Consider the following 21,280-nt stretch of genomic DNA (forward strand, 5'->3'; position numbering starts at 1 on the left):
TCCTTCCCCTGTCTACTCAGATCTCCGGGTCGCCACTGGCGAGGGACCGATCGCCTCGATCGCAGTCTGGCCGACCCCGTCCTGCGGGAGGTCTCTTGGTGGCTCCCAGGCCTCCACCAGAGCCGTGCGCACCAGCACGTGGGGAGGAGGGGGCAGCTCCTCGAGGCTGAACCATCCGATGCCGTCGTGTTCCTCGGGAGCGGCGTTCGCGGGCACTCCCTGCCAGTCACGGACGAGCCACGCGCTGAGAAGGGCCGGCTCGTCTGGAGGTCCCGCGGTCAGCCGACACAGGTGGGACGCGGTGCCGGTCGATATCTGCACGCCGAGCTCCTCGTGAAGCTCCCGGGTGAGTGCACCGAGCTCTGACTCGCCGGCCTCCACGCCTCCACCGGGCAGGTCCCACACGTCGGGGTTGGCACGCTTGTCCGGTCGCCGGTGCACGAGGAGGACGCGCCCTTCACGAACCAGCGCGCCGACCACGACCTCATGCATGCGCCCATCCGAGCACGGACGTCCGACAAGTCCAGGTCTCGAACGAGTCGGGCGGATGGCGCGACACCCGGCGACGGCAAAGACCTCGCCGGGCGGGTATCCAGCGGCGGCGTCGGGGCTCCTTGCTCCCGAGGGACGAGAGTCGTCCCGGGAAGGCAGGTCCATCATGAACAGCTCGATCATCCCCGCCGCCCTGGTCGCCGGCGGCCTCGCAGCCTCGGCACTCCTGGCCCCCGCGCAGGCGGCGCCGGCGACGTCGGCTGCCGCCCCGGCGCGGGCCGCGGTGACCGTGACCATCACCGCGGAGGGCACCGACATGTCCGGCGTCGTGAAGAGCCCGCGCCCGCGGCGGTGCGCGGCCGACCGGACCGTGAAGGTCTTCAAGATGGTCGCCGGCGAGCCGCACCTGTGGGTCGCCGACACCACCGAGCGGCAGGGCCGCCGCTACACCTGGTCGACCGGCAACACCGGCACCGAGGGCCGCTTCTACGCGAGGGTCGCCCGCACCCAGGACTGCAAGGGCGACGTCAGCCCGACGATCCGGGTCCGGCGCGCCGACTGACGGCGCCGCGGGGCGCCGCCGACGACTAGCCTCCCCGGGTGATCCGGACCACGTGTGCGCGACGAGCCCTGCCCCTGCTGGTGATCGTGCTGGCCACGCTGCTGCTGCCGGTCCGGGCGGACGCGGCGCGGCCGGACGACGAGCGGCGCGCTGCGGCGTACCCCTGGCACACGCGGATCGTCGCGACGACGTTCTGGGTGGGGGAGATCTTCGACGCCGACGCCCCCGACGGCAGCCAGATGATCTCGACGTACGACGACCACTGGTACGAGAGCTACGGCGGCTGCGACGGGCGCTTCCGCCGCGGGGTGTGCACGACCGAGCGGCGGTTCGCGAAGGACGGCTGGTTCCCCCGGCGGATGACGCCGAAGCAGAACCCCTTCTACCTCGACGTGCCGTACGACGACCTCAACGACCGGATCGGCTTCCGCCGGCGCGGCGAGGTCATCCCGTGGGCCAGCCGTCCGCGGTACGCCGCGAAGGTCGACGACCCGCAGGTCAGCCTGATGAAGAACCGCTGGGTCAAGCTCCGTTCGCGGGGGCGCACCTGCTTCGGCCAGATCCAGGACGCCGGCCCGGGTCGCTACCACGACGCCCGCTACGTCTTCGGGCGCCGGGACGCGCGGCCGGCGTCGAAGCGCTACAACAACGCCGGCATGGATGTCTCGCCCGCGCTCAACGGCTGCCTGGGCTTCCGCTCGCTGAACGGCGACCGGGACAAGGTGAGCTGGCGGTTCATCGACGGCGGCGACGTCCCGCGCGGCCCGTGGAACCGGATCGTCACGCGCTAGAGTGATTACTGACCGATCGGTCGGTAATCACGGGAGGCGCCATGGCGGACCTCGAGCAGGACCTCGAGCAGGGCTTCGAGGACACCCTTGCCCGGCAGGACCGGATCGAGCCGCGCGACTGGATGCCGGAGGGCTACCGGCGCACGCTGGTGCGCCAGATCGCCCAGCACGCGCACTCCGAGGTGATCGGCATGCAGCCCGAGGGCGCGTGGATCACCCGCGCCCCGTCCCTGCGCCGCAAGCAGGTGCTGCTCGCCAAGGTGCAGGACGAGGCCGGGCACGGCCTCTACCTCTACTCCGCGGCCGAGACCCTCGGCGTCAGCCGCGACGACCTCGAGCAGCGGCTGATGAGCGGCGCCCAGAAGTACTCCTCGATCTTCAACTACCCCACCCCGTCGTACGCCGACGTCGGCACCATCGGCTGGCTCGTCGACGGCGCCGCGATCTGCAACCAGGTGCCGCTGTGCCGCACGTCGTACGGCCCCTACGGGCGGGCGATGATCCGGATCTGCAAGGAGGAGTCCTTCCACCAGCGGCAGGGCTACGAGCTGCTGATGACGATGATGCGCGGCACCGACGAGCAGCGCGCGATGGTGCAGGAGTCGGTGGACCGGTTCTGGTGGCCGGCGCTGATGATGTTCGGCCCGCCCGACACCGACTCGCCCAACTCCGCGCAGTCGATGGCCTGGGGCATCAAGCGGCACCCCAACGACGAGCTGCGGCAGCGGTTCGTGGACATGAGCGTCCCGCAGGCCGCGGCGCTCGGCGTCACCCTCCCCGACCCCGCGCTGCGGTGGAACGAGGAGCGCGGCCACCACGACTTCGGGGAGCCCGACTGGGACGAGCTCCGTCGGGTGGTCTCCGGCGACGGGCCCTGCAACCGCGAGCGGATCGAGCACCGGCGCCGCGCCCACGAGGACGGCGCCTGGGTGCGCGAGGCCGCGCTGGCGTACGCCGCGGGCGCTGCTGGGAGTCGTGGCGCATGAGCGGCGCCCAGCCTCTCTACGAGGTCTTCGTGCGCGCCAAGCGCGGGCTCAACCACGTGCACGTCGGCTCGCTGCACGCCGCCGACGACGCGATGGCGCTGCGGCACGCCCGCGACGTCTACACCCGGCGCAACGAGGGCGTGAGCATCTGGGTGGTCCGGGCCGACGCGGTCACCGCCTCCAGCCCCGACGAGAAGGACCCGCTGTTCGCCCCGGCCGGCGACAAGGTCTACCGGCACCCCACCTTCTACGAGATCCCCGACGATGTCCCCCACATCTGAAGAGGGCGTGTACGACGGGCTGCTCGGCACCGACCCGGCGCACTGGGCGTTCGGCACCGGGTTCGCCGACCCGCTCGAGGGCATCGACCCGACGGTGCCCGACGGCGTGGACCGGGCGGCGCTCGCCGCGACCTGCCTGGCGCTCGGCGACGACGCGCTGGTGCTCTCCCACCGGCTCTCGGAGTGGTGCAGCCGCGCCCCCGAGCTCGAGGACGACATCGCGCTCGCTAACGTCGCCCTCGACCTGCTCGGCCAGGCACGGCTGCTGCTCGCCCGCGCGGCGGTCGCCGACCCGTCGGTCGTGCCCGCGCTGCCGCCGGGGTCGCCGGTGCCCGCCGAGGACGCGCTGGCGTTCTTCCGCGCCGCCCCGGGCTTCCGCTGCTCGCGCGCCGCGGCGCTCGCCAACGGCGACTTCGCGCACACGGTCGTGCGGCTGTTCTGCTGGTCGGCGGTGCGGCTGCCGGCGCTCCAGCGGCTCGCCGCGGGAGACGACCCGGGCGCTGACCCGGTGCTGGCCGCGGTCGCCGCGAAGGGGGTCAAGGAGGTCGCCTACCACCGCGACTGGTCCAGCCGCTGGGTGCTGACGCTCGCACGCGGCACCGAGGAGTCACGGCGCCGCACGGAGGCCGCGCTCGGCGCCCTCGCCCCGGCGTACGACGAGCTGGTGGGCCGGCACCCCGAGGCGCGCGAGGACGCCGACCTGGCGCTCGGTCAGCTGCTGGACGCGTGCGGGCTGCCCCGCCCCAGCGGCACGCACGACCTGCCCGACGACCTGCCCGCGCTGCTCGCCGAGCTGCAGTCGGTCGCCCGCGCGCACCCGATGGCGGGGTGGTGAGCATGACGACGGCGTACGACGTGGCCGCGTCGGTGACCGACCCCGAGATGCCGATGCTGACCATCGCCGACCTCGGCGTGCTCCGCTCGGTCGAGGAGGGCCCGGACGGCGCGGTGGTGGTGACGCTGACCCCGACGTATTCCGGCTGCCCCGCGCTCGGCGTGATGCGCGACGACGTGGTGCGCCGGCTCGCCGAGGAGGGCCACCCCGACGTGCGGGTGCGGGTCGCGCTGGACCCGCCGTGGTCCAGCGACCTGATCACCGAGCGCGGCCGGGCCGCGCTCGCCGAGCACGGCGTCTCCGCGCCCGGCGCGGCACCGGCCGGGCCGGTGGCGCTCACCCTCGGCCCGTCGCGCCGCGCGGTGCGCTGCCCGCGCTGCGGGGCCGGCGCCGAGCTCACCTCGGAGTTCGGGCCGACCTCCTGCACCGCGCTGTACCGCTGCCCGGCGTGCCGCGAGCCGTTCCAGCACGTCAAGGAGATCTGATGTTCCACCCCCTGGTGGTCGACCGGGTCGAGCGGCTGACCGACGACGCGGTCGCGGTGACCTTCGCGGTGCCCGACGACCTCCGCGACACCTACGCCTTCGCGGCCGGGCAGTCGCTCACGCTCCGCCGGGTCGTCGACGGCGTCGAGCACCGCCGGTCGTACTCCATCTGCGCGCCCGTCGGCGCCGCGCCCCGGATCGGCGTCCGGGAGATTCCCGACGGGCTGTTCTCCCGCTGGCTGGTGCGCGAGGTGGCGCCCGGCGCGACCGTCGAGGTGCTGCCGCCGACCGGCCGGTGGCGCGCCGAGCCCGGCGGCCGGCACCTCTGCCTCGCGGTGGGCTCCGGCATCACCCCGCTGCTCTCGATCGCGGGCACCGCGCTGACCGGCCCGGACGCCGACGTCACGCTGGTCTACGGCAACCGCACCAGCGCGTCGGTGATGTTCGCCGAGGAGGTGGCCGACCTCAAGGACCGGTACGGCGCGCGGTTCTCGGTCGTGCACGTGCTCAGCCGCGAGCCCCGCGACGTCGAGCTGTTCTCGGGGCGGCTGGACGCCGACCGGCTGCGCCGGCTGCTGACCACGGTCGCGCCGGTCGCCGGGGTCGACCACGTGTGGGTGTGCGGTCCGTTCGCGATGGTGGTGGTCGCGCGCGAGGTGCTGGCCGAGCTGGGCGTGCCGCCCGAGCGGGTGCACGTCGAGCTGTTCCACGTCGACGAGCCGCCGCCCGACCTGGTGCGCGCCGAGGCGGTGCCGACCGGCGAGACCGCCGAGGCGACCGTGGTCCTCGACGGCCGGTCCACGACCGCGCGGGTGCCGCGCGACGTCCCCCTCCTCGACGGGCTGCAGGCGACCCGCGCCGACCTGCCGTTCGCCTGCAAGGGCGGGGTCTGCGGCACCTGCCGGGCGCTGGTGCGCGACGGCTCGGTCCGGATGCGGCGCAACTACGCGTTGGAGCCGGCCGAGGTGGACGCGGGCTACGTGCTGACCTGCCAGGCGGTGCCGGAGACCGAGCGCGTGCTGGTGGACTTCGATGCCTGAGGTCTCTGCGCGGCCCCGGCGGGGGCGCCCCGGCCACGACCAGCAGGCGGTGCTGCGGGTCGCGATCGACCTGTTCATCCGCCAGGGGTACGACGCGACCAGCATGGGCGACCTCGCCGCGGAGCTCGGGCTGAGCAAGGCCGCGCTCTACCACCACGTCCCGGGCAAGGAGCGGCTGCTGGAGCTGGCGCTCGACGAGGCGCTCGGCGGGCTGACCGCGCTGGTGGCCCGGGCGACCGACGACGGCGCGGAGGGGACGGCGTACGCGCGGCTGCGGCAGGTCGTCGAGGACGGCGTCCGCCTGCTGGTGGCGCACCAGCCGGCGGTCACCCTGCTGCTGCGGGTGCACGGCAACACCGAGGTGGAGCGGGCCGCGCTGGAGCGCCGGCGGTGGGTCGACGCCCGGCTCGCGGCGCTGGTCCGCGAGGCCGCCGCCGAGGGGGCGGTGCGCGACGACCTGGCGCCCGACGTGGTCTCCCGGCTGCTGTTCGGCATGGTGAATTCGCTGGTGGAGTGGTACGACGCCGCGGGGCCGGTCGACCCCGGTGAGCTGGCCCGCGCGGTGGCGGCCGTCGCCTTCGAGGGGCTGGTCAGCCCACCGGCCGGGCGAGCGCGTTGACCGCGCCGCGGAAGACCGGCGGCAGCGCCCGGGCGGCGGGGACGACGGCGCGCCGGGCGAGCGGCGCGCGGGTGCCGGCGAGCAGCGCGGCGGTCAGCCAGCGGTAGCGCCGGGTCAGCCGGCGCCACTCCGCGTCGTAGCGCTGCGGGTCCCCGTCGAGGATCGCCGCGACCGCGGCCCGGGCCTGCGCGAACCCCAGCGCGAGCCCCTCGCCGGTGAGCGCGTCGACGTACCCCGCCGCGTCGCCGACCAGCAGCACCCGCCCGGCGACCCGGCAGCGCGCCTCCTGGCGCAGCGGCCCCGCGCCACGCACGTCGCTGGCGGGCTCGGCGCCGGCCAGGGCCTCCCGCAGGCCGGGCAGCATCGCCAGCCGCGCGTCGTACGACCCCTTGGTCGAGGCGAGCACGGCGACGCCGACGAGGTCGTCGGCGACCGGGGTCACGTAGGCCTCGACCTCGGGCGCCCAGTGCACCTCGACGTACGGCGACCACGGGGCCACCGCGAAGTGCCGCCGCAGCCCGAAGCGGGGCCGGTGCGCGGTGCCCACCTCGAGGCCGAGCAGGCGCCGGACGGGGGAGTGCAGCCCGTCCGCCGCGACCAGGTGCCGGGCGCGGACGCCGTCCACCCGTACGCCTTCGTCGTCCTGGCACAGCGCGCGGACCGCGCGCTGCTCGAACCCGACGCCGGCGGCCACCGCGGCCCCGTGCAGCGCCGCGTGCAGGGTGGTACGCCGGATCCCGCGGCCCGGGCCGCGGCGGAAGTCGGCGTCCGCGCTGGCCCGGCCCGCGACGTACCGGATGCCCCGGAACGGGTGCCCCGCCGGGTCGACCCCGAGCCCCTGGAGCTCGGCCAGCGCGCCCGGCATCAGCCCCTCGCCGCACGCCTTGTCGACGGCACCGGGCCGCGGCTCCCAGACCTCCACCCGGAGGCCGGCCCGGGCGGCGTGCAGGGCGGTCACCAGGCCGGCCGGGCCGCCGCCGGCGACCAGGAGGTCGACCTCCCGGGTGCTGGCTGGGGTCACGCGGCCACCGCGTGCAGGGCCCGCTCCTCGGCGCGGATCCGGACCCGGAGCAGCGCGGCGTTCGCCACGGTGAAGACGGCGGCCGCCACCCACGCGCTGTGCACCAGCGGGAGGGCCAGCCCCTCGAGCACCACGACGAGGTAGTTGGGGTGCGGGAGGAAGCGGTAGGGCCCCGAGGAGACCAGCGGCAGGCCCGGGACCACGATCACCCGGGTGTTCCACTGGTGGCCGAGGGTGCCGATGCACCACCAGCGCACGACCTGCGAGAGGACCACCAGCGCGAGCATCGTCCACCCGAGCGCGGGCAGGAACTCCCGGTCGGCGAGCCAGGCCTCGACCAGGCAGCCGACCAGCAGCCCGGTGTGGATCAGCACCATCACCGGGTAGTGGCCGCGCCCGGTCTCCACGCCGCCGCGCGCGAACGCCCAGGCCGCGTTGCGCTGGGAGACCACGAGCTCGGCGACCCGCTCCAGGCCGACGAGCAGGATCAGGACCGTGAACAGCGCCTCGCTGCTCATGCCGCCGCCCGGAGCAGCACCAGCTCGGAGCAGAAGCCGGGGCCCATCGCCAGCATCAGGCCGTACGAGCCGGGCCGTGGTGGCCGGTCGGCGAGGGTGTCGGCGAGGACGTGCAGCACCGACGCGGAGGACAGGTTGCCGATCCGGCGCAGCGAGTCCCAGGTCATCCCGAGCGCCTCGCGGTCCACCTCGAGCGCGTCCTCGAGCGCCTCGAGCACCTTGGGGCCGCCGGGGTGCGCGACGTACCACTCGATGTCGTCGTGGCCGAGGTCGTGGTCGGCGAGGAACCGCCGCACGTCCTCGCCGACGTACCGGCGGACGACGTCGGGGACCTGGCTGTCCAGGACGATCTTGAGCCCGCCGGCGCCGACGTCCCAGCCCATGGTGCGCTCGGAGTCGGGGTAGAGCCGGCTGCGGCTGGCGAGCACCTCGGGCTGCGGCGCGTCGCCGGTGGCGAGCTGGGCGGCGCGGCGGGCGCCGACCGCGACCACCGCGGCGGTGCCGTCCCCGAAGAGCCCGCTGGCCACGAGGTTGGCGACCGAGGTGTCGTCGCGCTGGAGGGTGAGCGAGCACAGCTCGACGCTCATCAGCACCGCGACGGCGTCCGGGTGCCCGACGAGGTAGTCGTGCAGCCGGGCGACGCCGGCGGCCCCGGCGACGCAGCCGAGGCCGACGATCGGCACCCGGACCACGTCGTCGCGCATGCCGGTGAGCGCGGCGACCCGGGCGTCGAGGGAGGGTACGGCGAGGCCCGTGACGGTCGCGGAGACCAGCAGGTCCACGTCGTCCGGTGCGAGGTCGACGGCCTTGAGCGCGTCGACGACGGCGCGGGCCCCGAGCTGGACGCCCGCGGCGATGAACGCGTCGTTGGAGGCGCCGAAGTCGCCGAGGCCGGCGTACTCCTCCAGCGGGATCGCGGTGTGCCGGGTCTCCACGCAGGCGTTCCGGTGGAACCGGTCGACGACCGCGCGGTTGACGTTCTCGCCCATCATGATGGCGGCGAAGGAGTCGGTGATCTGCTCCTGCGGGTAGCAGTGCTCGGGCAGGGCGCCTCGGACGCTCAGGATGCGCATGGTCATCTCTCCTCGACAGGCTCGACAGGCTGGGGCGACGGGTGGGTTCGCGCGGCGGGGCGCCGCAGCGACCCGGCCAGGCCGCGGACGACGGCGGGGGTGATCCGGCCCCGGGCCAGGCCCAGCTCGACCAGGTCGTCGAAGACGCGCTGGTCGCGGGCGGCGGCGCGCAGCCCCGCCTCCAGGACCGCGCCGTGGCCGGTCAGCCGGGCGGCCGCGGCGGTGTGCCGCAGGTGGGGGAGCAGGTGCGAGCGGGCTGCGCGCACGTAGCGCCGCCCCGCGGTCGCCGGGGCGCCGTCGGCGACGGCGGCCGCGGCGGCCCGGCCGGCGGCGATGCCGGTGGCGACCGCGTAGTAGATGCCCTCCCCGGTCAGCGGGTTGACCAGCCCCGCGGCGTCGCCGACCAGCAGCACCCGGCCCGAGGGCGGCCGCCAGCGCGCCCCGGAGAGCGGCAGGTGGTGGCCGGTCCAGCCCTCGCCGCCGGTGGTGGAGCCGGGCAGCAGCTCCTCGAGGGACGCGAGCAGGTCGGCCCGTCGGGGCGCCGCGCGGCCGTCGTGGAGGACCTCGCCGTACCCGACGTTCGCGAGGCCGTCGCCGCGGTCGAAGGACCAGGCGTACGACGGCTGCCGGCGGGTGCCGAAGACGATCACCTGGGCGCCGGCGCGGCCCGACGGCGTGGGGGCGTAGCCGCGGAGCGCCAGCGCGGTGCGGGCGTGGGTGACGCCGAGGCCGCGGCGCACGGCCGACCGGGCGCCGTCGGCGCCCACGACCACCGACGCGTCCAGCTCGCCGTCGAGGAGCACGGAGTCGGGGTGGGTGGCGACCTCGCGGACCCGGTGCCGGACCAGCACAGCCCCGGCGCGGCAGGCCGCGTCGACCAGCCGGGCGTCGAGCACGCGCCGGGGGACGACGTACGACGGGCGCGTCATGGTGCGGTCCACCTCGTGGTCGTCGCGGGCCAGCCGCAGCCGCGAGACCGGGACCCGGTCGTCGAGCAGGCCGGTCACGCCGACCTCGGCGAGCCGGTCCAGGACGTGCGGCGCGACGCCGTCGCCGCAGGCCTTGTCGCGGGGGAAGTCGGCGCGGTCGAGCAGCGCCACCCGCAGCCCCGGGTCGGCGTGCAGCGCGCCGAGCGCGGCCGCCGCCCCGGCGGGCCCGGCGCCGACGACGGCGAGGTCCCAGGTGGCCATCAGCCGGCCGCCACGAGCAGGGCGACGTCGACCAGCGCGATCGCCATCGCCGCGCGGAACGGCCCGCGGCCGCTCCCCGCGAGCGCCGTCGCGGCGAGCGCCACGACCACCACCAGCGCGGCCCAGACCCACCCGGGCGGGCTGCCCTCGGGGCCGAGCGCGGCGAGCAGGGAGGCGGCGACGAGGAGCGCCGCGGCGAGCGGTCGCGCGAGGGTCGGCCCGATCCGGTGCGGCATCCCGCGGACGCCGGTGCGCAGGTCGTCGGCGAGGTCGGGGAGCGCGTTGAGCACGTGCGCGCCCACCCCGAGGGCGGCGCCGGCGGCGAGCATCCACCACGGCGGCCACGCGGGGTCGTCGCCGGCGAGGTGGGCGATCGCCGGGAGGGTGCCGAAGGCCACGGCGTACGGCACCCAGGAGAGGGCGGTCGCCTTGAGGCCGAGGTTGTAGGCGTGCGCCGCGCCGACGACGAGGAGCAGGTGCACGACGCCACTGCGCCAGCCCGCCGCGAGGGAGAGGGGCACGCAGGCGATCAGCGCGAGCGCCAGCGCGACGCCGACGGTGCGCTCGCCGACCAGGCCGGCCGCCACCGGCTTGTCCAGGCGGCCGACGGCGCGGTCGCGGTCGGCGTCGAGGAGGTCGTTGCCCCACCCGACGCTGAGTTGGCCGGTGAGGACCGCCGCGGTGACCAGGACCGCGGGCGCGGCGCCGAGGCCGGCCGAGACCGCGAGCAGCCCGGTCACGGTGGTCACCGCGGCCGTGGGCCCGGGGTGGGCGGCCGTCAACAGGCCGCCCGCCGCCGTCACGGCCGCGTCCTCCGGGCGACGGGACCACGGCGTACGGCGTCGCGCAGCGCGCCCGGGACGGTGCGGCGCCGCAGCACCGGTGTCGGGCCGGACGCCCCGGAGCGCATCCCCTCGACCGCCTCGGCGAACACCTCGACGGCGCTGCGGGTCGCGCCCCAGCCGAGCTCGCTGCGAGCGCGGGTGGTGTCGAGCAGGGGGAGTGCGTAGGCCATGTCCAGCCAGCCCTCGTCGATCTGCTGGAGCCGCATCCGCCAGGTCGCCGCGACCACCGGCCGGAGCACCTCGGACGGCACGTGCACGAGCTTGGCGCCCAGGCCGCGGGCGATGTCGGCGGCGGTCAGGGGGTCGTCGGCGGCCAGGTTGAACGGCCCGCCGACCCGGCCCTCGAGGGCGCGGGCGACGGCGTCCGCGACGTCGTCGGCGTGCACGACCGGGATCCGCAGCCCGCGGTCCAGCGGCAGCACCGGGAGCAGGTGGAGGGCGCGGCGCGGGATCGCGCCCGGCACGCCGTACCGCAGCAGCGCGCTGCCCGCCGTCCGCTGGCCCACGATGCCCGGACGCATCCGGGTGACCGTCGTGCCGCGGCCGGGCGACGCCGCGGTCTCCGCCTCGAACCGGTCCAGGATCCGCTCCGCGGCCGCCTTGTGCCGGCTGTACGGCGAGGTGGGGACGCCGCCGGTCGGGTAGGACTCCGTGACCGGGGTGTCGTCGGAGCGCGGCGAGTAGGCGCCTACCGAGGACAGGTGGACCAGGTGGGGGACGTCGGCGCGGGCGACCGCCTCGACGACCCGCCGGGTGCCGCCGACCCCGAGCTCCTCGAGGTGGTCGATGTCGTGGGAGGGCTGGAAGCCCCAGGCCAGGTGCACCACGGCGTCGGCGCCGCCGAGGATGCCGGCGAGCTGCTCGACGCTGACCGTCGTGAGGTCGACGGTGCGCCACTCGACGTCCGGGAGGCCCTCGGGCAGCCGCCGGGCCAGCCCGACGAGCTGGTGCCCGGTGCCGGCCAGCCGGCGCAGGACCGCCGTGCCGATGTTCCCGGTCGCGCCGGTGACGACGATCCGCATGATCTCTCCCCGCTGCTCTTCCGACCTGCACGGTGCCCCTCGGGGTGGGGCCTCACACGGCTCACCACCGCCCGGATCTCGGCCTGATTGCGGGACGGGGTCGGCGGTTACCGGCCGGACGCCCCTCGCCGCCTCCAGCGGCGTCCGGGCGCCGCCGAAGGGACCGGGGATGTCGCTGCAGAGCGAGGAGCGGACCGACGACCTCGTCGTCCTGCTCGACGCGGACGGCACGCCGTCCGGCACCGCGCCGCGGGCCGACGTGCACACGCGGGACACGCCGCTGCACCTGGCGTTCTCCTGCCACCTGCTCGACCCGGACGGCCGGATGCTGATGACCCGGCGTGCGCTGAGCAAGCGCACCTGGCCGGGCGTCTGGACCAACTCCTTCTGCGGCCACCCCCGCCCCGGCGAGGAGATGGCCGACGCCGTGGTCCGGTACGGCCGCCACGAGCTCGGCGTCGAGGTGACCGGCGTACGCCTGCTGCTGCCCGACTTCCGCTACCGCGCCGTCGACGCCGGCGGGATCGTCGAGAACGAGCTGTGCCCGGTCTTCGTCGCGCGCACCGTCCAGGTCCCGCAGCCGAACCCCGACGAGGTCGCCGAGCTGTCCTGGGCCGATCCCGAGGACGTGTGGACGATCGTGCGGCGCGCGCCGTGGGCGCTCAGCCCGTGGTTCGTCGACCAGGCGCGGGCGCTCCGCAACGCGGACTCGCTGCCCGGCTGATCGGCTGACCCGGCCCTAGGGTGCCGGGGTGACTCCCGAGACGCTCGAGCTGCGGCTGCCGCAGGTGACGCTGTCCGCCCTCGCCTGGGGGCCGGCCGACGGTCCGCTGGTGGTGGCGCTGCACGGGTTCCCCGACACCGCGCACGCCTGGCGGCACCTCGGCCCGTTCCTCGCCGGGCACGGCTACCGGGTGGTCGCGCCGTACCTGCGCGGCTACGCGCCGAGCGCCGTGCCCGACGACGGCTGCTTCCACGTCGCGGCGCTGATGGCCGACGCCGCCGCGGTCCACGAGGTGCTCGGCGGGGGTGAGGACGCGGTGCTGGTCGGCCACGACTGGGGCGCGATCACCGCGCACGGGCTGGGCGCGCACCCGCGCTCGCCGTACCGCCGGATCGTGGCGATGGCCGTCCCGCCGCTGCCGACGATGGACGGCGCCGGACCCCGGCTGCTCGCGCGCCAGGCCCGCAACAGCTGGTACGTCGGGTTCAACCAGCTGCCGCTGCTCCCGGAGCGGACCCTGCCCCGGCTGGTGCGCCGGCTCTGGCGCGACTGGTCGCCGGGCCACGACGCGTCCGAGGACCTCCCGCACGTGCTCGCCGCCCTCGACGCGCCGGCCAACCGGCACGCTGCCGTCGGCTACTACCGCGCGATCCGCGCGCCGTGGGCCGTCCCCCCGGCGTACCGCGACTGGAAGCGGACCTGGGCCGGCACCCCGACGGTGCCGACGCTGTACCTGCACGGCGCCGACGACGGCTGCCTGCACCCCGGCTTCGCCGCCGGCGTCGAGGCGAAGCTGCCGCTCGGCAGCCGCGCCGTCACCGTCCCCGGCGCCGGCCACTTCCTCCAGGTGGAGCAGCCGGACGCGGTGCACGCCCACGTCCTGGAGTTCCTCACCAACGGCCCCTGAGAACGCCCCCACCACCGGTGGTCGAGCAGGGACGAAGTCCCGGTGTCGAGACCCGGTGGGGGACCTGGGGCCTGGGGTGGGCACGTGTGCTGCGGGGTTCTCGACATCGCTCGTCGCTGGCGCTCCTCGCTGCTCGACCACCGGGGGTCGAGCAGGGAAGGCGCGCAGCGCCTGACCGTCGTCGAGACCCCACCCGGTGGTCGAGCAGGGACGAAGTCCCGGTGTCGAGACCCGGTGAGGGACCTGGGGCCTGGGGTGGGCACGTGGGTTGCGGGGGTCTCGACATCGCTCGTCGCTGGCGCTCCTCGCTGCTCGACCACCGGTACGGCTAGCGCGCCCAGCGGGGCACGACGAAGACGCCGTCCGCCTCGACGGTGACGCCGTCGGCGTCGGAGAGCTCGGCGCGCACGAGGACCTTGCTGCCCTCCTCGCCCGAGATCCAGCCGGCCAGCGAGACCGTCCCGAGCGGCGTCGGGCGGCGGTACTGGACCGTCAGCGTGCCGGTCATCGTGAGCCGGCGGCCGTCGGCGGCGACGACGCCCATCAGGTGGTCGAGCATCTTGACCGCGGCGCCGGGGTGCAGGATCCCGGGCTCGCCCTGGTGGGCGGCGCCGAGGGTGACCTCGGCGTGCACCGGGCCGCCCTCGGGCGGTCGGACGACGTCGAGCGGCGGGGCGGTCGCGTTGCGCGGGCCGATGACGGCGTTGCCCCAGCTCCAGGTGCGGCCGCGCCCGTTGGTCTTCACGCCCGTCGCGCCGTCGGCCTGGCGCTCCCGCAGCCGCTCGGTCACGGCCGCCACGGCCGCACCAGCCTCCGCGACCACGTCGTCGGGCGCGTCGGTGGTGAGCGTCGCGTCCAGCAGGTCGCGGACGGCACCGGCCAGCCCGGCGTACACCGCCTCCTGGCGGTCCACCTCCTCGGTCGGCACGTCCTCGAGCGGGAAGTACGCCGTGTGGTGCGGAGGGCTGGTCATGCCCGCAGCCTGCCAGAAAGTGACAGTGACTTCGATCTTGACAGTGACTTCCGTCACTGACTGACTGCGGGCATGACGAATCGACCGATCAGGGTGGTCCAGTGGGCGACGGGCGGCGTGGGCGTCGCCGCGATCCAGGGGGTGCTCGCGCACCCCGATCTGGAGCTCGTGGGCTGCTGGGTGCACAGCGATGCCAAGCACGGCAAGGACGTGGGGGAGCTCATCGGCGCCGAGCCGCTCGGGGTCACCGCCACGACGAGCATGGACGACGTCCTGGCGATGGACGCCGACTGCGTCGTCTACGCGCCGCTGGTGCCCGACGACGACCAGGTCGCGGCGCTGCTGCGCTCGGGCAAGAACGTGGTCACCCCGGTCGGCTGGATCTACCCCAACCCCGACCGCGTCGTCGCGATCGAGGCGGCCTGTCGCGAGGGCGGCACCACGCTGCACGGCACCGGCATCCACCCGGGCGGCATCACCGAGCGGTTCCCGCTGATGGTCTCGTCGCTGTCGGCGTCGGTGACCCACGTGCGGGCCGAGGAGTTCTCCGACATCCGCACCTACAACGCGCCCGACGTGGTGCGCCACGTGATGGGCTTCGGCGGCACCCCGGAGGAGGCGTACGCGAGCCCGATGGCGGGGCTGCTCTCCGGGGGCTTCAAGGCGTCGGTCCGGATGGTCGTCGCGGAGATGGGATTCGGCTCGGGCACCGAGGTCCGCACCACCCAGGAGGTCGCGGTCGCGAGCGCGCCCATCGACACCCCCATCGGCGTGATCGAGCCCGGTCGGGTCGCGGCCCGCCGGTTCCGGTGGGACGCGCTGGTCGACGGCGAGCCGGTCGTCACCGCCGCCGTGAACTGGCTGATGGGCGAGGAGGACCTCGACCCGGGCTGGTCCTTCGGCCCGGAGGGGGAGCGGTTCGAGGTCGAGGTCACCGGCGACCCGACGGTCTCCCTGACCTTCAAGGGCCTGCAGCCGGAGTCGGTGGCCGCCGGCCTGGTCCGCAACCCGGGCGTGGTCTCCACCGCCAACCACTGCGTCAGCTCGATCCCGTACGTCGTGCGCGCCGAGCCCGGCGTGCGGACCTACCTCCACCTGCCGCTCATCGCCGGCCGCGCGGCCCCGCACCTCGGTCTCCGGGACGGGGCGGGCGCGTGATCCTCGACCACTTCCGGCTCGACGGGAAGGTCGCGGTCGTGACCGGGGCGAGCCAGGGGATCGGGCGCGGCATCGCGCTGGGCCTGGCCGAGGCGGGCGCGGACGTCGTGCTCGCCTCCCGCACCCGCGCGGACCTCGAGGAGGTCGCGGCGTCGATCGTGGCGACCGGCCGGCGCGCCCACGTCGTGGAGACCGACGTGATGCACACCGACCAGCTCGAGCGGCTCGTCGACGAGACGGTCGGGACCCTCGGCCGCCTGGACGTACTCGTCAACAACGCCGGCGGCACCGGGCCCCGGCCCGCGATGGAGACCAGCGAGCGGATGTTCGAGAAGGCGCTGCGGTTCAACGTGACCGCACCGTTTCTGCTCAGCCAGCGCGCAGCGCGGGCGATGGTCGACACCGCCGGCGAGGGCAGCATCGTCAACATCTCCTCGCGCAGCTCCGACATGGTGATGACCTCGTTCGTCGCCTACGGCACCGCCAAGGCCGCGCTGAACATGATGACCCGCAACCTCGCGGCCGAGCTCGCGCCGCGGGTGCGGGTCAACGCGATCAGCGTCGGCGGCGTCGCCACCCAGGGGCTGGCGGTGGTGCTCACCGACGACGCGCTGCGCGCGGAGTACGAGGCCGGTACGCCGATGCGCCGGCCGGGCCGTCCCGAGGACATCGCCTGCGCGGCGCTCTACCTCGCCTCGCCGGCCGCGTCCTGGGTGACCGGCAAGGTGCTCCAGGTCGACGGCGGCGTCGAGGCGCCGGCGATCGCCGTACCCGTGCCGCCGCTCGAGCCGAGCGTCGGGTGACGGGGTGAGAGAGTGACCCGGTGACCGGGCTCCGCGAGCGGCAGCGCGTCGAGCTCCGCGCCCACGTCGACCGGGTCGCGCTGGCGCTGTTCGCCGAGCGCGGCTTCGACTCGGTGACCGTGGAGGAGATCGCCGCGGCGGCCGGGATCTCGCTCAGCACGCTGTTCCGGCACGTGCGCAGCAAGGAGCAGCTGCTGGTCGGCACCACGCGGGTCGGGCGCGCGGCGATCGTCAGCGCCTTCGCCGCGCGGCCCGCCGACGAGCCGGTGGCCGACGCGCTGGCGGCGGCGATCCTCCAGCGCACCGAGCGGTTTGCCCACGAGGGCGGGACGATGGAGCTGTGGCGCCGGGCGATGGCGGCCGCGCCGTCGCGGGTACGCCGGGCCTCGCTGCTCGACGACGAGGAGCGAGGCCGGCTCGTGGAGCTCGTCGGCGCCCGCCTCGGGCTGGACCCCACCGCCCACCTCGAGCCCGGGCTGCGGGTCCGGGTCGCGCTGGCCGCCGCCGAGCACGCCTACGAGCACTGGCTGCTCCACGAGAGCGGCCGGTCCCTGCACGAGCTGACGCGCGAGGCGCTGGCGCAGGTCACCCCGGCATGACGCGCGGGTCGGCGGGTACCGCCGGCCCATGCGAGCGATGGTCTACCGCGGCCCGTACCGGGTCCGCGTCGAGGAGAAGGACCGCCCCCGGATCGAGCACCCGAACGACGCGATCGTGAAGGTCCAGCTGGCCGCCATCTGCGGCTCCGACCTGCACCTCTACCACGGGATGATGCCGGACACCCGGGTCGGCCACACGTTCGGCCACGAGTTCATCGGGGTCGTCGACGAGGTCGGTCCCTCGGTGCAGAACCTCCAGGTCGGCGACCGGGTGATGGTCCCGTTCAACGTCTTCTGCGGGTCCTGCTTCTTCTGCGTCCGCGGCCTCTACTCCAACTGCCACAACGTGAACCCCAACGCCACCGCGGTCGGCGGCATCTACGGCTACTCCCACACCACCGGCGGGTACGACGGCGGCCAGGCCGAGTACGTCCGGGTGCCGTTCGCCGACGTCGGGCCGAGCAGGATCCCGGACTGGCTGGACGACGAGGACGCCGTCCTGATGACCGACGCGCTGGCGACCGGCTACTTCGGCGCCCAGCTCGGCGACATCCACCAGGGCGACGTCGTCGTGGTCTTCGGCGCCGGGCCGGTCGGGCTGTACGCCGCGAAGTCGGCGTGGCTGATGGGCGCGGGCCGGGTGATCGTCGTGGACCACCTCGAGCACCGGCTCGCGATGGCGCGGACCTTCGCGCACGCCGAGACCTGCAACTTCACCGAGCACGACGACGTGGTCGTCCACCTCAAGAAGATCACCGACCACCTCGGCGCCGACGTGGCCATCGACGCCGTCGGCGCCGAGGCCGACGGCAACCTGCTGATGCACGTCACCTCGGCCAAGCTCAAGCTCCAGGGCGGGTCCCCGGTCGCGCTGAACTGGGCGATCGACGGGGTCCGCAAGGGCGGCACGGTCTCGGTGATGGGCGCCTACGGCCCGATCCAGAGCGCGGTGAAGTTCGGTGACGCCCTCAACAAGGGGCTGACCATCCGCGGCAACCAGTGCCCGGTCAAGCGGCAGTGGCCGCGGCTGCTCGAGCACGTCCGCAACGGCCACCTCAAGCCCAACGACCTCGTGACCCACCGGATCCCGCTGGAGCACATCGCCGAGGGCTACCACATCATGTCCGCCAAGCTGGACGGCTGCATCAAGCCGCTCATCGTGACCGACGCAGCCTGAGGAGGTCGTCGTGCCGCTCACCTCTCCCTACTCCGGCGACAAGCCGCCGCTGCCCGAGACCGTCGAGCAGCTCAAGGCGCGGATCCCCGGCTGGGGCGTCGACCTGGACCCGGCCGACCGGCCGTCGTTCCCCCAGGAGTCCCTCGAGCACCGCCCCGAGGGCGCCGTCCGCGGCCTGCCCGCGCAGCAGCCGCACACCGGCTACCGCGAGCGCTCGATCGAGCATGCCGACCTGACCCCGGTCTTCGGCACCGCCCAGCCGCTGCACGGCGTCTCCGGCGCCGTCCGCCGGCTGGCCTACGAGCGCTTCAGCGAGGCACGCACCGCGCACTGGCTGCTCCTCATCGCCGCCGACCGCGTCGAGGTCGCCGGCAGCGTGGCGCGCTCGTTCGCCACCCTGCGCCCGGACAACCCGGTGACCCAGACCGGGATCCGGGCCGAGATCAGCCACCACGGGATCAGGTCCCGTCGTGGTCAGGGCCGCGCCGACGTGAACCACCAGTGGATGGACCCGATCGTCGTGGCCGGGCCCTGGGTGCTGGGCGGCTGGGCCGCCACCCGCGTCGTACGCCGGGTGGTCGGCCGCCGCCGGGACGCCGCCTAGACTGCGCCGGTGCCGCCCCGGACCCGTCGCCCCGCCCGCCCCGACATGCCCGTCCCGGTGGGCGCCCGGGAGGTCTTCACCGACGGCGCCTGCGCCGGCAACCCCGGCCCCGGCGGCTGGGCGTGGGCCCTCGACGAGGCGGTCTACGGGACCGGCCACGAGGCGCCGTCGACCAACCAGCGGATGGAGATCAAGGCCGCGCTGGAGGCCGTCCGCGCCCTCGACGGGCCGCTGGTGGTCGTCAGTGACTCGACGTACGTCGTGCACTGCTTCCGCGACGCCTGGTGGCGCGGCTGGCGCACCCGCGGCTGGACCAACAGCGCGAAGCAGCCGGTCGCCAACCGCGACCTCTGGGAGCCGTTCATCGACCTCGTGGAGGCCCGCGGCGACGTGGCCTTCCGCTGGGTCAAGGGGCACTCGGGCAACCGGATGAACGACCTGGTCGACCGGCTCGCCGTCGCGGCGTGCAAGGACGGCGGCAGCACCGGCGTCGCCGCCCCGCCCGCCCCGGCCGTGGTCTCCGACGACGCCCTGTTCTGAGTCGGTCCGCCGCCACGTCACCCGCTGAGCGCGCCCACGACGACGGTCGCGTCCAGGTCCTCGTCGCGGTGCACGGTGGCCGCGAGCCCGGCGGCGGTCATCAGCGCGCGGGTCGCGGGGGCCTGGGCGGCGCTGGTCTCCAGGACCAGGCGGCCGCCGGAGGCGAGCCACGCCGGGGCCTCCGCCACCACCCGGCGCTGCACGGCGAGCCCGTCGGCGCCGCCGTCCAGCGCCAGCGCCGGCTCGTGCAGGCGTGCCTCGGGCGGCAGCAGGGCGAGTGCCTCGGTCGGCACGTACGGCGCGTTGACCGCGAGCAGGGCGACCCGCCCGCGCAGGGCGGCCGGGAGGGCGTCGTACAGGTCGCCCTCGTGCACGCGGCCCGGGGGCAGGTTGCGGCGGGCGCAGCGGACCGCAGCCGGGTCGAGGTCAGCGGCGTGCACGGCGAGGCCGGGGACGGCGGCCGCGAGCGCGGCGCCCACTGCGCCGGTGCCGCAGCAGAGGTCGACGACCAGGTCGCCGGGCCCCAGCCCGGCAGCGCCGAGGCGGACGACGAGCGCGGTGCGCCGGCGCGGCACGAAGACCCCGGGCGCCACGACCACCCGGGTCCCGTGCAGGACGACGCTGCCGACGACGACCTCCACCGGCGTCCCGGCCACGCGAGCGGCGACCATCCGCTCCAGGTCGTCGTCGTCGCGGGCGGCGGCCCGGAGGAGGGCGGCCTCCTCCTCGGGAAAGACGCAGCCGGCGGCGCGGAGGCGGTCCTCGAGCACGAGTCCATCCTGACCCGCCCCCGGCGGAACGAGAACACGTTATCGTTTTTGAGGTGAGCGCTCCCGACGTCTTCGCCCCGGCCCGGCTCGGTCCGGTCACCCTCCGCAACCGCACCGTCAAGGCCGCGACCTTCGAGGGCCGCACGCCCGAGGGGCTCGTGACCGACGGCCTGATCGACTACCACCTCGCGGTCGCCCGGGGCGGGATCGGGCTGACCACGGTGGCCTACCTCTCCGTGGCTCCGGAGGGGCGCACCCACCGCGAGGTGATCGTCGTCGGCGAGCACTCGCTGGGTGGCCTGACCCGGCTGACCGACGCGATCCACGAGACCGGCGCCGCCGTCGCCGCCCAGGTCGGCCACGCCGGCCCGGTCGCCAACGGCCGCTCCAACGGCGTCAAGGCGATCGCGGCGAGCTCGATGCCGAGCCCGCTGTCGATGCAGATGGTGAAGGCCGCGACCGAGGCCGACCTGACCCGCGTCACCAAGGCGTACGTCGCCGCGGCCCGCACGCTGGTGCGCGCCGGCTTCGACGTCCTCGAGCTGCACATGGCGCACAGCTACCTGATCTCCTCCTTCCTCGCGCCCGGCCTGAACCGGCGCAAGGACGGCTGGGCCGGGTCGCTCGAGAACCGCGCGCGGCTCGGCCGCCAGGTGGCCCGCGCGGTGCGCGACGAGGTCGGCGACGAGGTCGCGGTGACGGCGAAGGTCAGCCTCAGCGACGGCTTCAAGGGCGGCGTCACCACCGCGGACGGCCTCGCATTCGCCCAGCTGCTGGAGCAGGACGGCACCGTCGACGCACTGCAGATGAGCGGCGGCAGCTCGCTGATGAACCCGATGTACCTCTTCCGCGGCGGCGCCCCGGTCAAGGAGTTCGCGGCCTCGATGCCGCTGCCCGTGCGGCTGGGGATGCGGACGCCGGTCGGCAGGTCGTTCATGAAGACCTACCCCTTCGAGGAGGCCTACTTCCGCGACAAGGCGCTGCAGTTCCGCGCGGGGCTCTCGCTCCCGCTGATGCTGCTCGGCGGCATCAACCGCCGCGACACCATGGAGCAGGCGATGGCCGACGGGTTCGACTTCGTCGCCATGGGCCGCGCCGTGCTGCGCGAGCCCGACCTGGTCAACCGGCTGCAGTCCGAGCGGGTCGAGTCCGGGGTCTGCATCCACTGCAACCGGTGCATGCCGACGATCTACTCCGGCACCCGCTGCCCGATCATCGACCTGGAGCTGGCCGCCCACCGCGATCCCCTTCCGCAGATCTAGAAC

Annotated in this window: 26 protein-coding genes; 17 read left to right on the forward strand and 9 right to left on the reverse strand. The window is 75.2% G+C overall.

The window, feature by feature from the left end; genetic code table 11:
- Window positions 1-12: 12 nt before the first annotated feature.
- Window positions 13-492: an NUDIX domain-containing protein gene (locus H4O22_RS02380; RefSeq protein WP_182525501.1), complete on the reverse strand. Its 480-nt coding sequence runs from the start codon at window positions 490-492 to the stop codon at window positions 13-15.
- Window positions 493-658: 166 nt separating this feature from the next.
- On the opposite strand from H4O22_RS02380, the gene H4O22_RS02385 reads away from it, so the two are divergent.
- From H4O22_RS02385 to H4O22_RS02420, 8 genes are read left to right on the forward strand one after another with little or no spacing between them, the layout of a single operon-like run.
- A complete protein-coding gene (locus H4O22_RS02385; RefSeq protein WP_182525502.1) occupies window positions 659-1,054 on the forward strand; it encodes a hypothetical protein in 396 nt (131 codons plus the stop codon).
- A gap of 38 nt (window positions 1,055-1,092) precedes the next feature.
- Window positions 1,093-1,845 (forward strand): hypothetical protein, encoded by a 753-nt coding sequence (locus H4O22_RS02390; protein WP_182525503.1) that lies wholly within the window; start codon window positions 1,093-1,095, stop codon window positions 1,843-1,845.
- A 41-nt stretch (window positions 1,846-1,886) separates the two neighbouring features.
- Window positions 1,887-2,831: a 1,2-phenylacetyl-CoA epoxidase subunit PaaA gene (gene paaA, locus H4O22_RS02395; RefSeq protein ID WP_182525504.1), complete on the forward strand. Its 945-nt coding sequence runs from the start codon at window positions 1,887-1,889 to the stop codon at window positions 2,829-2,831.
- Window positions 2,828-3,112, forward strand: coding sequence for a 1,2-phenylacetyl-CoA epoxidase subunit PaaB (gene paaB, locus H4O22_RS02400; RefSeq protein ID WP_182525505.1), 285 nt, complete (start codon window positions 2,828-2,830; stop codon window positions 3,110-3,112). The genes paaA and paaB overlap by 4 nt, the downstream gene beginning before the upstream one ends.
- Window positions 3,096-3,947 carry a 1,2-phenylacetyl-CoA epoxidase subunit PaaC gene (gene paaC / locus H4O22_RS02405; RefSeq protein WP_182525506.1) on the forward strand — a complete coding sequence of 284 codons (852 nt, stop codon included), beginning with the start codon at window positions 3,096-3,098 and terminating at the stop codon, window positions 3,945-3,947. The genes paaB and paaC overlap by 17 nt, the downstream gene beginning before the upstream one ends.
- A 2-nt stretch (window positions 3,948-3,949) precedes the next feature.
- Entirely contained in the window at window positions 3,950-4,432 is a 483-nt protein-coding gene (gene paaD / locus H4O22_RS02410) for a 1,2-phenylacetyl-CoA epoxidase subunit PaaD (protein WP_182525507.1), read from the forward strand.
- Window positions 4,432-5,472, forward strand: coding sequence for a 1,2-phenylacetyl-CoA epoxidase subunit PaaE (gene paaE / locus H4O22_RS02415; RefSeq protein WP_182525508.1), 1,041 nt, complete (start codon window positions 4,432-4,434; stop codon window positions 5,470-5,472). The genes paaD and paaE overlap by 1 nt, the downstream gene beginning before the upstream one ends.
- Window positions 5,465-6,091 carry a TetR/AcrR family transcriptional regulator gene (locus tag H4O22_RS02420; RefSeq protein WP_182525509.1) on the forward strand — a complete coding sequence of 209 codons (627 nt, stop codon included), beginning with the start codon at window positions 5,465-5,467 and terminating at the stop codon, window positions 6,089-6,091. The genes paaE and H4O22_RS02420 overlap by 8 nt, the downstream gene beginning before the upstream one ends.
- Here H4O22_RS02420 and H4O22_RS02425 read toward each other — a convergent pair.
- The 6 genes from H4O22_RS02425 to H4O22_RS02450 are packed head-to-tail and all read right to left on the reverse strand — an operon-like array spanning window position 6,063 to window position 11,760.
- Complete coding sequence (locus H4O22_RS02425) at window positions 6,063-7,112, reverse strand: NAD(P)/FAD-dependent oxidoreductase (protein ID WP_182525510.1); 1,050 nt, start codon at window positions 7,110-7,112, stop codon at window positions 6,063-6,065. The genes H4O22_RS02420 and H4O22_RS02425 overlap by 29 nt on opposite strands.
- Entirely contained in the window at window positions 7,109-7,630 is a 522-nt protein-coding gene (locus H4O22_RS02430; protein WP_182525511.1) for an isoprenylcysteine carboxyl methyltransferase family protein, read from the reverse strand. The genes H4O22_RS02425 and H4O22_RS02430 overlap by 4 nt, the downstream gene beginning before the upstream one ends.
- A complete protein-coding gene (locus tag H4O22_RS02435) occupies window positions 7,627-8,703 on the reverse strand; it encodes a type III polyketide synthase (RefSeq protein WP_244963075.1) in 1,077 nt (358 codons plus the stop codon). Before H4O22_RS02435 ends, H4O22_RS02430 begins: the two co-directional genes overlap by 4 nt.
- Window positions 8,704-8,705: 2 nt before the next feature.
- The gene (locus H4O22_RS02440; RefSeq protein ID WP_182525513.1) at window positions 8,706-9,893 is read right to left on the reverse strand and encodes an NAD(P)/FAD-dependent oxidoreductase; all 1,188 of its coding nucleotides are present in this window, start codon (window positions 9,891-9,893) and stop codon (window positions 8,706-8,708) included.
- The gene (locus tag H4O22_RS02445; RefSeq protein WP_220451264.1) at window positions 9,893-10,696 is read right to left on the reverse strand and encodes a UbiA family prenyltransferase; all 804 of its coding nucleotides are present in this window, start codon (window positions 10,694-10,696) and stop codon (window positions 9,893-9,895) included. The genes H4O22_RS02440 and H4O22_RS02445 overlap by 1 nt, the downstream gene beginning before the upstream one ends.
- Window positions 10,693-11,760, reverse strand: a complete 1,068-nt coding sequence (locus H4O22_RS02450) for an NAD-dependent epimerase/dehydratase family protein (protein WP_182525514.1) — start codon at window positions 11,758-11,760, stop codon at window positions 10,693-10,695. The genes H4O22_RS02445 and H4O22_RS02450 overlap by 4 nt, the downstream gene beginning before the upstream one ends.
- 169 nt (window positions 11,761-11,929) lie before the next feature.
- Between H4O22_RS02450 and idi the strand changes: the two genes are divergently transcribed.
- Both idi and H4O22_RS02460 read left to right on the forward strand, forming a co-directional pair.
- Complete coding sequence (gene idi / locus H4O22_RS02455; RefSeq protein WP_182525515.1) at window positions 11,930-12,484, forward strand: isopentenyl-diphosphate Delta-isomerase; 555 nt, start codon at window positions 11,930-11,932, stop codon at window positions 12,482-12,484.
- 28 nt (window positions 12,485-12,512) lie between these two features.
- Window positions 12,513-13,391 (forward strand): alpha/beta fold hydrolase, encoded by an 879-nt coding sequence (locus H4O22_RS02460; RefSeq protein WP_182525516.1) that lies wholly within the window; start codon window positions 12,513-12,515, stop codon window positions 13,389-13,391.
- A 328-nt stretch (window positions 13,392-13,719) separates the two neighbouring features.
- Here the strand turns inward: H4O22_RS02460 and H4O22_RS02465 are convergent, their stop codons facing one another.
- Window positions 13,720-14,364 (reverse strand): PaaI family thioesterase, encoded by a 645-nt coding sequence (locus H4O22_RS02465; protein WP_182525517.1) that lies wholly within the window; start codon window positions 14,362-14,364, stop codon window positions 13,720-13,722.
- Window positions 14,365-14,436: 72 nt separating this feature from the next.
- Between H4O22_RS02465 and H4O22_RS02470 the strand changes: the two genes are divergently transcribed.
- From H4O22_RS02470 to H4O22_RS02495, 6 genes are read left to right on the forward strand one after another with little or no spacing between them, the layout of a single operon-like run.
- Window positions 14,437-15,522: an NAD(P)H-dependent amine dehydrogenase family protein gene (locus tag H4O22_RS02470; protein ID WP_182525518.1), complete on the forward strand. Its 1,086-nt coding sequence runs from the start codon at window positions 14,437-14,439 to the stop codon at window positions 15,520-15,522.
- Window positions 15,519-16,325: a glucose 1-dehydrogenase gene (locus tag H4O22_RS02475; protein WP_182525519.1), complete on the forward strand. Its 807-nt coding sequence runs from the start codon at window positions 15,519-15,521 to the stop codon at window positions 16,323-16,325. Before H4O22_RS02470 ends, H4O22_RS02475 begins: the two co-directional genes overlap by 4 nt.
- Before the next feature lie 20 nt (window positions 16,326-16,345).
- On the forward strand, window positions 16,346-16,924 hold the full coding sequence (locus tag H4O22_RS02480; protein ID WP_182525520.1) for a TetR family transcriptional regulator: 579 nt from the start codon (window positions 16,346-16,348) through the stop codon (window positions 16,922-16,924).
- A gap of 28 nt (window positions 16,925-16,952) precedes the next feature.
- Window positions 16,953-18,101: a zinc-dependent alcohol dehydrogenase gene (locus tag H4O22_RS02485; protein WP_182525521.1), complete on the forward strand. Its 1,149-nt coding sequence runs from the start codon at window positions 16,953-16,955 to the stop codon at window positions 18,099-18,101.
- A 10-nt stretch (window positions 18,102-18,111) separates the two neighbouring features.
- Window positions 18,112-18,705: a hypothetical protein gene (locus tag H4O22_RS02490; protein WP_182525522.1), complete on the forward strand. Its 594-nt coding sequence runs from the start codon at window positions 18,112-18,114 to the stop codon at window positions 18,703-18,705.
- Window positions 18,706-18,714: 9 nt separating this feature from the next.
- Complete coding sequence (locus H4O22_RS02495) at window positions 18,715-19,245, forward strand: ribonuclease H family protein (RefSeq protein WP_244963076.1); 531 nt, start codon at window positions 18,715-18,717, stop codon at window positions 19,243-19,245.
- 17 nt (window positions 19,246-19,262) lie between these two features.
- Here the strand turns inward: H4O22_RS02495 and H4O22_RS02500 are convergent, their stop codons facing one another.
- Window positions 19,263-20,015: a putative protein N(5)-glutamine methyltransferase gene (locus H4O22_RS02500; protein WP_182525523.1), complete on the reverse strand. Its 753-nt coding sequence runs from the start codon at window positions 20,013-20,015 to the stop codon at window positions 19,263-19,265.
- 53 nt (window positions 20,016-20,068) lie between these two features.
- Between H4O22_RS02500 and H4O22_RS02505 the strand changes: the two genes are divergently transcribed.
- A complete protein-coding gene (locus H4O22_RS02505) occupies window positions 20,069-21,277 on the forward strand; it encodes an oxidoreductase (RefSeq protein ID WP_182525524.1) in 1,209 nt (402 codons plus the stop codon).
- The last annotated feature ends 3 nt before the right edge of the window (window positions 21,278-21,280 follow it).

The organism is Nocardioides dongkuii (assembly GCF_014127485.1).
GTDB lineage: Bacteria > Actinomycetota > Actinomycetes > Propionibacteriales > Nocardioidaceae > Nocardioides > Nocardioides dongkuii.